This window comes from Acinetobacter sp. YH12126 (assembly GCF_013418745.1).
In the GTDB taxonomy this organism is placed as follows: Bacteria; Pseudomonadota; Gammaproteobacteria; order Pseudomonadales; family Moraxellaceae; genus Acinetobacter; species Acinetobacter amyesii.
The window spans coordinates 1-14,388 of the sequence record NZ_VPBM01000032.1; the positions used below are offsets into that span (position 1 = coordinate 1).

At 38.7% G+C, this 14,388-nt stretch carries 11 protein-coding genes and 3 pseudogenes; 5 read left to right on the plus strand and 9 right to left on the minus strand.

Features of this window, described 5'->3' with window-relative positions; genetic code table 11:
* Positions 1–128 precede the first annotated feature (128 nt).
* Positions 129–1,409 carry a cation transporter gene (locus tag FTU62_RS16555; protein ID WP_005237495.1) on the minus strand — a complete coding sequence of 427 codons (1,281 nt, stop codon included), beginning with the start codon at positions 1,407–1,409 and terminating at the stop codon, positions 129–131.
* A gap of 89 nt (positions 1,410–1,498) precedes the next feature.
* Between FTU62_RS16555 and cadR the strand changes: the two genes are divergently transcribed.
* The gene (gene cadR / locus FTU62_RS16560) at positions 1,499–1,891 is read left to right on the plus strand and encodes a Cd(II)/Pb(II)-responsive transcriptional regulator (protein ID WP_000550240.1); all 393 of its coding nucleotides are present in this window, start codon (positions 1,499–1,501) and stop codon (positions 1,889–1,891) included.
* A 93-nt stretch (positions 1,892–1,984) separates the two neighbouring features.
* Positions 1,985–2,146: pseudogene (locus FTU62_RS16565) on the plus strand (IS6 family transposase); the annotation flags it as partial.
* A gap of 41 nt (positions 2,147–2,187) precedes the next feature.
* Here FTU62_RS16565 and FTU62_RS16570 read toward each other — a convergent pair.
* Both FTU62_RS16570 and FTU62_RS16575 read right to left on the minus strand, forming a co-directional pair.
* On the minus strand, positions 2,188–2,490 hold the full coding sequence (locus tag FTU62_RS16570) for a helix-turn-helix domain-containing protein (RefSeq protein WP_005237493.1): 303 nt from the start codon (positions 2,488–2,490) through the stop codon (positions 2,188–2,190).
* On the minus strand, positions 2,483–2,839 hold the full coding sequence (locus FTU62_RS16575) for a type II toxin-antitoxin system RelE/ParE family toxin (protein WP_115736331.1): 357 nt from the start codon (positions 2,837–2,839) through the stop codon (positions 2,483–2,485). The genes FTU62_RS16570 and FTU62_RS16575 overlap by 8 nt, the downstream gene beginning before the upstream one ends.
* Positions 2,840–3,522: 683 nt before the next feature.
* Here FTU62_RS16575 and adeR point away from each other — a divergent pair.
* Positions 3,523–4,251, plus strand: a complete 729-nt coding sequence (gene adeR, locus FTU62_RS16580) for an efflux system response regulator transcription factor AdeR (protein ID WP_032073130.1) — start codon at positions 3,523–3,525, stop codon at positions 4,249–4,251.
* Positions 4,241–5,347 carry a two-component sensor histidine kinase AdeS gene (gene adeS, locus FTU62_RS16585; protein WP_032073131.1) on the plus strand — a complete coding sequence of 369 codons (1,107 nt, stop codon included), beginning with the start codon at positions 4,241–4,243 and terminating at the stop codon, positions 5,345–5,347. The genes adeR and adeS overlap by 11 nt, the downstream gene beginning before the upstream one ends.
* Positions 5,348–5,450: 103 nt before the next feature.
* On the opposite strand, the gene FTU62_RS16590 is transcribed toward adeS, so the two are convergent.
* The 3 genes from FTU62_RS16590 to FTU62_RS16600 form a co-directional block, all read right to left on the minus strand.
* On the minus strand, positions 5,451–6,965 hold the full coding sequence (locus tag FTU62_RS16590) for an MFS transporter (protein ID WP_032073148.1): 1,515 nt from the start codon (positions 6,963–6,965) through the stop codon (positions 5,451–5,453).
* Positions 6,966–7,078: 113 nt separating this feature from the next.
* Complete coding sequence (locus FTU62_RS16595; protein WP_270915313.1) at positions 7,079–10,183, minus strand: multidrug efflux RND transporter permease subunit; 3,105 nt, start codon at positions 10,181–10,183, stop codon at positions 7,079–7,081.
* Positions 10,180–11,343, minus strand: a complete 1,164-nt coding sequence (locus FTU62_RS16600) for an efflux RND transporter periplasmic adaptor subunit (protein ID WP_032073150.1) — start codon at positions 11,341–11,343, stop codon at positions 10,180–10,182. The genes FTU62_RS16595 and FTU62_RS16600 overlap by 4 nt, the downstream gene beginning before the upstream one ends.
* 426 nt (positions 11,344–11,769) lie before the next feature.
* Between FTU62_RS16600 and FTU62_RS16605 the strand changes: the two genes are divergently transcribed.
* On the plus strand, positions 11,770–12,366 hold the full coding sequence (locus tag FTU62_RS16605; protein ID WP_074163998.1) for a LysE family translocator: 597 nt from the start codon (positions 11,770–11,772) through the stop codon (positions 12,364–12,366).
* 27 nt (positions 12,367–12,393) lie between these two features.
* Here the strand turns inward: FTU62_RS16605 and FTU62_RS16610 are convergent, their stop codons facing one another.
* The 3 genes and pseudogenes from FTU62_RS16610 to FTU62_RS16620 form a co-directional block, all read right to left on the minus strand.
* Complete coding sequence (locus FTU62_RS16610) at positions 12,394–13,212, minus strand: AraC family transcriptional regulator (protein WP_032073151.1); 819 nt, start codon at positions 13,210–13,212, stop codon at positions 12,394–12,396.
* Between the two features lie 251 nt (positions 13,213–13,463).
* Positions 13,464–13,898: pseudogene (locus FTU62_RS16615) on the minus strand (recombinase family protein); the annotation flags it as partial.
* A 53-nt stretch (positions 13,899–13,951) separates the two neighbouring features.
* Positions 13,952–14,388, minus strand: a pseudogene (locus FTU62_RS16620) (IS6-like element IS26 family transposase); the annotation flags it as partial.

Here is a 14,388-nt window from a genome sequence, read left to right on the forward strand (position 1 = left end):
CAATACCAGCGCACAGCCCAAAGAATGATTTCGCCCTGAAAATGCCGACCATGGAAAGGATTCATATGCTGCACCTTTAGCTAAAACAGTCTTCAGCTTACCATTCGTGGTTATTTGCAACAGTGCCCTTACTTCAAAGCCAAAATTTTTCGGGCACCATTAAGTACGAATAAAGAAACCAGTATGCCAATGATTAAGTCTGGATAAGCTGATCCCGTCCACGCCACGAGTACACCGGCAAATATAACGCCCATATTTACGACAACGTCATTCGCCGAGAAAATCCAACTGGCTTTCATATGTGCGCCATCTTCTCGATGACCAGAAATAAGATATAAGCATGTCACGTTAGCTATAAGTGCGAGCAGGCCAATAACAATCATGAGCGTTGATTCTGGCTCGCTTCCAAACATGAATCGTCTAATGACATCAACAATCACGATAACAGCAAGTAATAACTGAATCCAACCTGCGAAATGGGCTGCTTTTATTTGATATTTCGCAGCTTTTCCGACGGCATATAGCGCAATACCATAAACGGCTGCATCGGCAAACATATCTAGAGAATCAGCAATCAATCCCGTAGACGCAGCAATAATACCGCTGATGAATTCTATAAAGAAAAGTAGAGCATTAATACCTAATAACAGTTTAAGTACTTTAGCTTGTCTCACAGGATCAGGTTCATTAGGTATATCGCCTGAAGAAAGCTGTGTTTCATCAAGTTTCGCCCCAAAACCCAGTCCTTCGAGTTTAGCCGTAATTTGCTGAATCCCTTCATTATGGAAGACTTTCAGTTTTCGATTGGGAAGATCAAAAGTAAGACCTTTAACTGCTTCAATATCTGCAAGAGCCATACGGACCATTTGCTCTTCAGCAGAGCAATCCATTTTAGGAATGGTGTAGGTACTTGTTTGCTTAGCCTGTTGATTGCTTATATAAGTTTCAGTCTTCACAAGCTTTGCACCAAAACCCAAAGCTTCAAGTTTGGTGGTTATATTTTCATCTTTTTGATTATGTAGAACCTTTAAAGAACGGTTAGGTAAATCAAAGATGAGTTTTTGAACACCATCAATTGAAGATAGCGCCATACGAACCATCTGTTCTTCCGCAGAACAATCCATTTTGGGAACTAAGTATTCACTCATGTAGTGCGAATCTTTTAAAATATCTTCAGTGCTTAAATTTTCTTTGGGATCAGAACCATAACAGGATTGAGCGGTATCTTCACAACTGTTTGAAGTGTTACAGCAAGGAGATGAAGATTTTTTTTCTTCCTCTTCACCACAACAGCTAAGCGTATTATCACAATTCTTTGAATTGTTTGCTTCTGCAATTGATGGATGATTTTCTTGTTGAGATTTCTTATCTTCGCATGGTGTTTCTTTACTACATCCACAACCACTCATAATTATACCCATTAAAAAAATTATAAACTTTGAATATTAGAACCCCTATAGTTACTATAGAGTCAAGAATCTTTGGAAATACTAACTCAATGCATTTAAAAATTGGTGAACTCTCTAAAAAAACCTCATGTTCAGTATTAACAATTAGGTTTTATGAAAAGGAAGGTTTAATTCCGGAACCGGAAAGAACGGAAGGAAATTACCGCCTTTACGATGTAGGCTATGTTGAGCGAATTAAATTTATTTTGAATTGCCGAACTTTAAATATGAGTTTGAATGAAATTCGTCAATTACTTACCTATAAAGACAAACCTGAGAAAAATTGTTCAGATGTGAATGAATTAATTGACTTACATGTCAGTGCTATCAGAGAAAATATAATCAAGCAACAAAAGCTTATTGAACAACTATCTGATTTAAGAGGTACTTGTGATGGTTTATGTACAATTGACCAATGTGGAGTTTTAAAAAATCTAGCTTGATTATCTAGACCTATGCTTTTTTCAAAAAATCGGCACTGTTGCAAATAACCACGAATGGTAAGCTGAAGACTGTTTTAGCTAAAGGTGCAGCATATGAATCCTTTCCATGGTCGGCATTTTCAGGGCGAAATCATTCTTTGGGCTGTGCGCTGGTATTGTAAATATGGCATTAGCTATCGTGAACTGCAGGAAATGCTGGCCGAACGGGGTGTGAATGTTGATCACACGACTATTTACCGTTGGGTTCAACGTTATACGAATCTAAAAATGGGAGCCTATAGCTCCCATTTTTATTGTTAAACGTTGAATCCTATATGTTTTCCTGTTGGAAGCTCTACATCAATACGGAGCTTCCCACCCATTGCCTCAACATACTTTTTCAAGGTTGAAATCTTAAGATCATTGCCACGATTTTCTATTGCTGAAAGCGATGGCTGTTTTATTCCCAAAGTTTCAGCAAGCTCTTTTTGAGAAATTTCGAGTTCTTCACGAATAAGATGAAGCTGATTTTCTAGCAGTAATTCATCAGCCATTTTTTGAATACGGGCTTGGCTCTCTGGAGAGCGGCTAGCTAACAATTCTTGCAGAGTCTTAGCCATTAGATTTATCTCCTAGGGTAGTGAGATGAAGTTGGTATTGTTCATCTGCAATATCCAGCATGTCTTTATAAAAACGCTTTTTACCGCCTTTATCAGCAATACATAGAACAATAGCCTGTCGTAAGGGATCAAATGCGAAGAAAGCTCTTAAGGATCTACCGCGATGTTGAACACGCAGTTCTTTCATATTGGTAAATTTAGACTCATACACAGTATCTACTAAAGGACGGCCTAAACTCGGTCCCTGCTGCTGTAGAACAACCAGGGCAGCTAGGACCTTCTCTTGTGTAGGTTCATCTTGCTGTTCAAGCCACTGATTAAATAGATCTGTCGTAATGACTGTCCACATACCACAACCAAAATATAGATTATAGTCTATATTTTAGGGGCATTATGTTTGTTTTGCAAATGAGAAAGGATAGGCAATAAAAAAGCCCGACATCCTGTCGGGCTTTTCCATATTTGGCGCTTAGATCTGACTCCTGTCTGATCTCACGTTCCTTGTTGTTCATCTTATTCTTTTTATCTGGAGCATCCTGCTCTCTATGTCTTCATGATAGGAAATTTCCAGTATTGCGGATAGCAGCAAAGGGCCGAGATTGGTATGAGCCAGGGCTTACAAAATAGCCTAAATTTTATCCACAAAAAATGTGGATAATTTTGGACATTGAGGTATTGATAAAATTTGAAAAACCTCAAAACTGACTATTTTTTAGTCAAATTTATTGGCAAGAAGTATCAAAACCGCTCATAAAAAAAGCCGACTTGTTTCAAAATCGGCTTTTTGGTCATTTTTGGATTTTTCTATTTTTATTAAGTGGTTGATATTTAGATTAATATACAAGTGTATTGCGTATAACCACCATTATGTTAAATGAATGATAATTGACATTTTGTTCATTAATACTGATATGCAACGAATTTTATTATATGTCACCCCTCAATTACAAATATAAATGACTGCTCGTCTAATCATCTCCATTACACAATTAAATGTTAAAATGCATAGCTACTTCATCTAAGATAAAATATATGTATCCAAATCTACAGCACAGCTTCGAAAACAGCGTCATTCTCGTTGTAGAAGATGATTATGATATTGGTGACATTCTTGAAAAATACATAAAAAATGAAAACATGCAGGTCATCCGTGCATTGGATGGACAACAAGCTTTAGAGTGCCTAAAAGCCAACTCTATCGACCTGATTCTCCTTGATATTAAATTACCCAAACTAAATGGCTGGGAAATTCTACAAATCATCCGTCAAACAAGTCATTTACCTGTCATTATGCTGACTGCCTTAGATGATCAAGTGAATAAGATCATGGGGCTAAAAATGGGTGCTGATGACTTTATTATTAAGCCATTTAACCCAAACGAAGTGATTGCACGAATACAAGCCGTACTTAGACGAAGTACAAGCCAAAATATGGAAATAACTAATATTATTCGTTATAGAAATATTGAAATTAATCCAGATCATCATCAAGTTTACATTTCAAATGGTCAAAGAAATCAGTTGCTCAACCTTACGTTAACTGAGTATAAGATACTGTTTTTGATGGCAAAAACACCGAATAAAGTCTTTACACGTAATGAATTGATCCAAAACTGTATGCCTGAAAGTGATGCTTTAGATCGCACTGTAGATAGCCATATCAGCAAATTACGCAAAAAACTTGAAGAAAATGATGTAAATGGCTTATTAATCAATGTCCGTGGCGTGGGGTATCGCTTAGATCAAAATCATGAAATTTAACTTTTTTAAAAATTCTGTTGGAATTAACTTCCAGTTTATTATCATGATGAGCCTATTCAATTTAGGCATTACGCTGTTATCTTTCATGATTGGCTATTTTGTTTATAGCTGGGCGATAAAAATAGGTTTTCTAAATACACAAGTTATTAATTCAAATGAATTTTCAGTTACCTCCGTTGACTTTATCTGGCTGTTTTTAGTGCTATTAACAGGCTTTTTTCTTTCTACTATCCTCGCCTTTAAATATGGAAAACGCTATACACAGCCAATTAGTGATTTAGCAGATGTTATTCAACAAATTCAACAAGGCAATTTAGCACTCAGAATTAAACAGCCACATCATGATATTCCACATGAAATCAAGTCTCTTATTGAGAACTTCAATGAAATGGCAAACCAACTTGAAGTATCAGTTAAGAATTCAACTGTTTGGAATGCTGCAATTGCACATGAATTACGAACACCTGTGACAATATTACAAGGTCGCTTGCAAGGTATTGTCGATGGTATATTTATTGCCGATAAAGCTTTACACCTAAGCTTATTGAACCAAGTCGAAGGCTTATCTTACCTTGTGGAAGATTTACGGACACTGACACTTATTGAAAATAAACAATTACGATTAGAACTAGAAAAGACCAATTTAAAAAATAGTATTGAAAAATGTCTGCAGATGTTTAATGAACGGTTTCATGTTAAAGGTTTAACTATTGTTTTAAATTTGACGGATAAATTGGTTTGCGTTGATATAAGAAGGATGGAACAGGTCTTTATTGCATTGTTCTCTAACTTTCTAAGATATTCGAATGCTGGAAAAATAAATATTACATCTGTAACCACAGCAGAACATTGGGTATTGACGTTTGAAGATGAAGGTCCTGGTATTGATGAATCGCATCTTAAACACCTGTTCAAACCCTTCTATCGACTGGAAGACTCTAGATCATGTCTAGATGGCGGTACTGGATTAGGCTTGGCAGTGATTGATGCAATTATTGAAGCACACCAAGGTCATATTTATTATTCTAAATCCAAAAACTTAGGTGGCAGCTGTTTTACTATTCAACTAAATCGTAAGACATCAACTCATTTATAATGTGTTAAGTTCAGATTAATACGGCTTAATTTAAACCATAAATTTAAGATAAATTGATGTCTGAACTTAACCATTCTGTTTGATGATCCTCAAATAAATTTCATCACAATGAATTCTCATCTCGATATTTAGCTAGCATAAAAAATACCACAATGGAGAGTATCCCGATGATAATCCCTGCTGTTAATAATAAATTAACATGAGCTGAACTGAAGGCAATTTTACCTGCGTTAATCAATGCTGTACCTTGTTCAACGGGTAACTGGCTCGCCACTAAATAGGTATCACCAATCGAAAGTCTGGCTTTTTCTGCTAAAACAGCAGTTAAATCTGACGGCACTTGAAGATGACTGCCAAATATATAGGCCATGAAAACACCAAATAAAGTAATACCTAGTCCTGTACCCAGTTCATAACCTGTACTTTCAAGTGAACCTGCCGCACCGCCCTTTTCTGCAGGTACTGAGCCCATGATCGCAATGGATGAAGCTGTTAAACCAATACTCAGTGTTAATCCAATCGAAGCTAAAATAAAGGGAACGATGATTCCCGGATGATGAAAATCTGAATAACTCAAACTGACCAACGCAATTGCTGCCAATATTAATGACATGGTCGCAACCAGACGGAGTCCAAATTTATTGGATAAAAAACCAGCAATAGGCCCGCCAATAGCGGCCGCAACCATAATCGGAACCATAAAAAGACCGGCTTGCAGCGGTGTTAAACGAATGACATATTGCAGCTCCATTGCCAAAGTTAACTCAACCCCTGCCAAAGCGCCTGCAGCAACCATTGCCATAATAATGCCGGCTAAAATAGCAGGACGTGAAAATAGCGAAAGATCTAGCATCGGCTGAGGAGAATTCAGCTGTTTGCGTACAAATATGGTTAATAAGCCGATAGATAAAACGACCAAAGGCAAGACAATCAACAACGACTGTTTACCGCCTAAGCCTGCTTTTAGTGCATATACAAACGAAATCAAACCGACAATCAGCAATAGCGCTTGACCAAATGCCCAATGTCCAGGGGTTATAGCTTCTTTTCGGGACAATAAGAAATAGCACATTGGTGCGACAACCAGCATGATTGGGACGTTAATCAGGAAAACTGAACCCCACCAGAAATATTCTAACAATCCCCCACCAATGAGCGGTCCAATGGCGGCACCGGCTGATCCGATTGTGCCCCAAATACCCAGCGCAATGGCACGTTCGCGACTGTCTTCGAAGGTTCTGCGAATAATACCCAATACACAGGGCATAATCATGGCACCGCCTAATGCTAATAAAGCACGTGCGGCAATCAGCATAGAAGCCGTTTGGGAAAATGCCGCAAGGACTGAGGCAATTCCAAATATAACCAAGCCAATCAGCAGAATCTTACGATTGCCGACACGATCAGCCAAAGTTCCCATCGGAACTAAAAGTCCAGCCATAAGTAATGGATAAATATCAATAATCCATAAGACTTGGTTACTTGTGGCACTCAGCGATTGGGTTAATGAGGGAACCGCAACATGCAGTACAGTCATATCAATCACAATCGGCAGAAATGCAAGCACGACAGCGAGCAATATCCACCAGCGTTTCGGATCAAGATTGGTAGCTTTCATGATTAAACCTATATTGATGGTTTATTAAATCAATTCTGAAATAAAGATGTAAATGAAAGATTTGTTGTGGGCTAAACTCGTTAACCCACAGCTTTTATTCTCAGTTTTGATGCTTAATGTGCCGCTTTACGTTTCGAGAATTTCTCAACCATGCTCATGACGACAATAAAGAAAATCGGTACAAAAATAACAGCTAGAATTGTTGCGCTGATCATGCCGCCAAAGACGCCTGTACCAATCGCTTTTTGAGTTTCAGAACTAGCGCCACTGGCAATGACTAAAGGAATAACGCCACAGGTAAATGCCAAAGATGTCATTAGGATTGGACGTAAGCGCAATTTAGCGGCTGCAACGGTTGCCTCCACTAAACCCATTCCTTCTTCTCTTAGTGCTTTTGCAAACTCAACAATCAAAATAGCATTCTTTGCAGATAGACCAATAATCGTGATCATGCCGACCTTAAAGAAAATATCATTTGGCATACCACGTAACATTACTGCTAAAAAGGCGCCAATCAACCCTAGAGGGACAACTAGCATCACAGAGAATGGAATTGACCAGCTTTCATAAAGCGCTGCCAAGACAAGGAAAACGACTAACATCGACAACAGTAATAAAAACAAGGTTTGTGATTCCGACTGTTTTTCTTCTAGAGAAATCCCAGTCCACTCATAACCCACACCTTTCGGAAGTTGTTCAATCAAATTTTCCATCTCAGTCATGGCTTGTCCTGAAGATATACCTGCTGCTGGACTGCCAGAAATACTCAATGATGGACGACCGTTGTAACGATTGTATTGTTGTGGGGAATGTTGCCAAATTGGAGTAATTATTTCAGACATTGAAACCAATTTACCGCTTTGACTGTTCACCTTAATCTGAAGAATATCTTCAATACTCATGCGTGATTTGGCATCAAGTTGCACAATGACTTGCTGCATACGGTCATGATTTGGAAAATCATTGATATACATCGAACCCATTGAGGTTGAAATAATATCGGTCACATCACTGAAATTAACACCTAATGCCTGCAATTTATCTCTATCAATTTTAAGCTGTACAGAACTGCCATCTGGCAAACCTTCAGGATAGACCTCCGCCACGATTTTACTTTGTGCTGCTAATGCTAAAAGCTGATCTTGTGCTTCTCTTAAAGCAGGCATGCCAATATTGCCACGATCTAATAATCTCAGTGAAAAACCAGATGAGTTACCCAATTCATCAATTGCTGGTGGTAACACAGACATGGTTTGACCTTCTGAACTTTCAGCCATCGCTATATTGGCATTATTCACGACTTCTTGTGCCGTAATAGTACGCTCTTCGAATGGCAATAGATTGGTAAAATACATCGCTGTATTCTGACCAGATCCACTAAAACCAAAACCTAAGACCGCCATATTGTCTTTAATCCCCGTTTCTTGGTCTAAATAATTTTGAAACTCAGCAACGACTTTACGGGTACGTTCTTGAGTTGCATCCGCAGGAAGTTGAATCGAAGTCATAAACCACCCCTGATCTTCTTCTGGCATAAACGCAGTCGGAACGTGTTTAAAACTAAAAATCAGCACAATGACAATGCCTAAGAAACATAACATTGCGAGGGTTTTATGTTTAATTACTTTAAATAAACTGCGTTCATAGCGATTGTTCAGCTTCTCAAAACTGCGATCAAACGATGCAAAAACACCCTTTTTCTGATGGTCTTGATCAATCGGTTTTAACATCGTTGCACATAACGCAGGGGTTAATGTCAGTGCAAGGAAAGCTGAGAATAAAATTGAAACCGACATGGTAATGGTGAACTGACGATAGATAATCCCCACTGAGCCTGACGCCAATGCCATCGGCAAGAATACAGCGGCTAACACTAAGGTGATGCCAATAATCGGATTGGTAATTTCCTTCATGGCTTTAGATGTGGCTTCAACTGGAGATAAGCCTTCTGTCGCCATAATGCGTTCAACATTCTCAATGACCACAATCGCATCATCGACAATAATCCCGATCGCAAGCACCATACCGAACATGGTCAGCACATTAATCGAAAAACCAGCAAGCAGCATGACTGAGAATGTGCCAAGCAATGCAATCGGTGCAACAATCGCCGGAATTAAGGTGTATCGAACATTGTGTAAAAAGATAAACATGACAATAAAAACTAATGCCATAGCTTCAAGCAATGTCATGATTACTTTTTCAATCGAGATTTTTACAAAAGGTGCAGTGTCGTAAGGTATAGAGAATTTCATACCATCAGGCAGTGCTGAACCTAACTGTTCAATTTTCGCTTTAACACCTTCTGCAGTCTTGACAGCGTTGGCACCAGGACTCATTTGTATCGCCACAGCTGTAGAGGCTTTGCCATTTTCTAAAATCGCAAAGTTATACATCTGTGCCCCGATTTCGACACGAGCGACATCCGACAGTCGAACATTGGCGCCATTTTGTTGAGCACGTAAACTAATTTTCTTGAATTGCTCTACAGTTTCTAATTGACCTTGAGCAGTTAAAGGAATAGTAATTTGTTGCCCCGTCAAAGCAGGAACATCACCAATACGACCTGGTGATATCGGCAAGTTTTGGTTTTGGATGGCTGTATTCACATCTTGAATACTCAATCCATAAGAAACCAAACGATCTGGATCGACCCAAATCCGCATGGCTTTTTCAGCACCAAAATTTTGGACTTTACCAACACCGTCAACCCGCTTTAATTCTTCAATCACATAGCGAGTCATATAGTCACTGACATCAATTTCACTATATTTGCCATTCGGTGAACTTAAGCCCACCATCATTAAAAAACCAGACGACGCAGCATCGACCATCAGCCCTTGTTGTCGCACTGTTTGAGGTAAGCGTGACTCAATGGCTTTAATTTTGTTTTGCACATCAATTTGTGCAAGTTCTACATCTGTACCTGGTTTAAATGTTGCGGTGATTGTTGCTGTTCCAGAACTATCTGAACTTGAACTGTAATAAAGTAAGTTTTTGACACCTGACATTTCCCGCTCAATCAAGGTCACAACACTATCATTCAATGTTTTTGGCGTAGCACCTGGATAGATTGCCGTAATACTAATCTGTGGTGGCGCAACACTTGGGAATCGTGCAATAGGTAACTTGGGGATGCTTAGTACACCCAACAGAATAATAAATAAAGCAATCACCCATGCAAAAATAGGACGCCTAATGAAAAATTGGGACATTATTGCTGTCCTCCATTTTCCTTAATATTTGTAGGTTGCCACTGCTTAATTTTTAATTTTTGCTCAGGCTGTATACGATCAGCCCCTTCAACAATGACTTTCTCACCTGCTTGTAACCCTTGTTTGATCACATAGTTATTTTGATAACGTTGACCAAGCTGAACAGGCTTGCTTTGCGCTAAACCTTTTTGATTAACAATCGTAACATTGGCTTTACCACTAATATCATGTTGAATCGCTTGTTCTGGAACTAGGAGCGCATTTTCAACTTGAGCTCGGCTCATATTGACTCGAACATACATGCCTGGCAAAAGTTTTTGATTTTCATTATTGGCTAAAATACGGATTGTGACATCACCCGTATCAGGATCAACTTTAGTATCCGAAAATAGGATTTCACCTGTAACGTTATAAGGTTTACCCTGACTATTTAGGATTTCAACCGTATGTTTGGTATTTGACACGTCACCTTGCTGTAAAGCTTCCTGTAGTTTTTCATAATCACTAATTGATTGCTTTACATCAACATAGACTTTATTAATCTGTTGTATTACGGCCATTGCATTAGTATCACCTTGACCAACTAATGCACCCTCAGTCACTAAGATTTCACCAATCGTTCCCGAGATAGGGGCTGTAACAGTCGCATATTTAAGATTAAGTTGTTGTCTGCTTAACATGGCTTGCATTTGCGCCACATCGGCTTTTGCTTTTTGATAATCTGCTTCGGTATTGTTGTATTCCTGCTGACTAACCGCATTTACTTTTACTAATTCAGTGTAGCGTTTTAACAGCACCTGCAAACGTGTCACCTCAGCTTGTGCACGGTTTAAAGTGGCTTGATTGCTTTTTACATCTGCCTGAAATATTTCAGAATTCAATTTAAAAAGCGGTTGACCTGCTTGCACATAAGAGCCTTGCTTAAAAAGTACTTTATCAACAATTCCACCTACTTGCGGGCGAATTTCAGCAATACGGTAAGCGACAACACGGCCTGGAAGATTTTCAATTAAATTCATGGAATGCGGTAATACCGTGATGGTACTGACAACCGCTGGTGGCATTTCTGTTGGGGACTGTTCAGCATCTTTGGCTTGTGTACAGCCGATTAAAAGTACAGTTGTAATAAGTATTGAACCTATTAAATGATAATGTGTTGACATGCTTTTTCAGAGGGGGGGTTTTAGATACTACTATTTTGAAATAGCAGTGTTTATGAATTGCTGATGTTGTGTGGAGATTGTGTGGAGATTGTGTGGAGAGATTAAAAGATTTATTTTTTAATGACACGCTTAAACAGCGTGGCTTGTAAATTAGTATAAATAATTTTGTTGTTCTACAATTTTGATCGTATCTTAGTTTTTTCTCATAGTTCATGAACTTTAAAATTCTAAACCAAGACTAATATTTATATAAGCAATTGAAAATACAATACATAGTTTCTTTATACACTTATGAAGTGAACTTTAGGTGAACATAAGTTAAATAGAAATTTTTAATTAGTTCAGCACAAACGTACAATCTTTAAGGCCTATAACTCGATACCGTTCTCTCTTTGATGTTTATTGCTATCTAATTGAGTGAACTCTGTGGAAATATTTCTTTATACATTAAGCGTTATGTATAGCCCAGGCCCTGTAAATTTTATGGGGCTAAATTCTGGCCTTACAGGTCAATTAAAAAAGACTATAGGATTTTACCTAGGCATTGGTTTCGCCATGTTGATCTTATTCGTATTGTTTGGCTATATAGGTGAAGCTGTTATTCCACATGGATTGATTCATTATATTGCTTTAGCGGGTGCAATTTATACATTCTACTTGGCTATAAAAATGATTAGGGCGAATGTAGAAACAACTCAACAGCAAGAAAGCCATCTAACATTCTTAAATGGCTTATTTATTCAGTTATTAAATCCAAAAGCCATTCTCGTCATTCTACCTGTTACGACAATTATGTACCCTGCAGCCAAAATCACAGGAATCATGATCTTGATAGTTTCTTTACTGATTTCACTTGGTGCTGTTGGCGCACCATTCACCTATGCTCTGGTTGGAAAAGTATTAGGCAACAAAATTGCTAATCCTATCTGGTTTAATCGGCTAAATAAGCTGATGGGTATACTCTTGATTTTATCAGGGCTTTTTATGTTCAAAGATTTTCTTAATGGAATAAATCTGCTGTAGGACAAATTAGCCGTTCAAATCGAACGGCTATCTTTTAATATTTATCATTTTCCATTGAGTGGGAGTTAAACCAAATGTTTTTATAAAATGTCTGGTCATATGACTCTGATCAAAAAAGCCTGCATTTAAAGCAGCATTAACAATAGACTCCCCTTGAGCAAGGTAGAACTTAACTGTTTCTAAGCGACGCATGATCATATAACGGTGTGGGCTAGTTCCAAATAATAATCGGAAATCACGAGAAAGGCTCCAGCGGTCACGATCAGCATGTTTCTCTAAATCTGACAAACTTAAGTTTTCATGTGGATACGCCAAAATACACTCACGCGCTCTCTCTGCTGCCTTGTAGTCAAATTTTTTGTTTTGGTTAGATGAAGTATCTGAAATTTCACACAGTGTAGTTGCCAAATCAAATAGAGCATCTTCCTCTTCTAGGGTATCCATATAATTATTTATATTATTTAGAAAGCTATCCATTGCCCTAAACAGGCGAATATCATTACTTAAGCCATGTCTGATAAAAGGCAAAGGTTTACCCTTTAAAATGGTTTGGATCATCGCTGGTTCGATGTAAATCATTCTATAGCGATAGCCATCTAATGTTCCTGATTCACCATCATGCTTTTCATCCGGGTGTAGAACCATAGTCATGCCTGGCAAGCTATGTTGCAATGTACCTTTGTAATGAAAGTTTTGAACTCCGGAAAGAGTCCTGCCAATAGCATAAGTATCATGTCGGTGAGGTTTATAAGCATAATTGGAAAGAAATGCTTCAATTCTTTCTAATTTATGATTTTGAGTGGGGGATCTCACAATCCAATTATTTCCACTGGAGAAATCAGGCATAATTGATGGCCAATTTTTCGTAGATTCTATTGTAGATTATTTTTCACTTTTCCTAAAATTAACATAATACACGTTATACGTAATGCTTGATATTTCTCTTTAAATATCATTATATTAAAGCAAGCCGTTCTGAAATATAGGGCACCAGCAGAGCGGCTTTTTATTGATTATTCATGTTCCACGCTTAAAATTCGAACAGTGTTTCATGATTTTTATAAGTTAAACTAAATTTAGTTGCTAATCCCAATAAGCTATTCACTAACTTGTAAATATCGGTATACCGCCTGACGACTAATCCCAAAAGCTTTCCCTAATGCCATTTTCGATGGATACTTCCCCTCCTTCCATGCTTGTCGTAAAGCTTCAGCTTGGTCAGGCTTTAGTTTATGCACCCGACCTTTGTACTTCCCCTGAGCAGAGGCGAGTTTTATTCCTTCCTTTTGCCGCTCTAAAATGATCTCACGTTCGAACTGTGCAAAAGCACCCATCATTTGAAGCATCAAATTATCCATCGGGGTGGATTCGGCTGTAAAAGTAATATTTTCTTTTACAAACTGGATGGCGATCCCTCGTTTGACCAGTTTATCTACTTCAGTGACCAAATCTTTTAGGCTTCGCGCAAAACGATCCATTGAATGTACAATCACCCTGTCCCCTTCCCGGACATAGTTCAACATTTCCTGAAATGGCACTGTTGCAAAGTTAGCGATGAGGCAGCCTTTTGTCTTATTCAAAGGCCTTACATTTCAAAAACTCTGCTTACCAGGCGCATTTCGCCCAGGGGATCACCATAATAAAATGCTGAGGCCTGGCCTTTGCGTAGTGCACGCATCACCTCAATACCTTTGATGGTGGCGTAAGCCGTCTTCATGGATTTAAATCCCAGCGTGGCGTTGATTATCCGTTTCAGTTTGCCATGATCGCATTCAATCACGTTGTTCCGGTACTTAATCTGTCGGTGTTCAACGTCAGACGGGCACCGGCCTTCGCGTTTGAGCAGAGCAAGCGCGCGACCATAGGCGGGCGCTTTATCCGTGTTGATGAATCGCGGGATCTGCCACTTCTTCACGTTGTTGAGGATTTTACCCAGAAACCGGTATGCAGCTTTGCTGTTACGACGGGAGGAGAGATAAAAATCGACAGTGCGGCCCCGGCTGTCGACGGCCCGGTACAGAT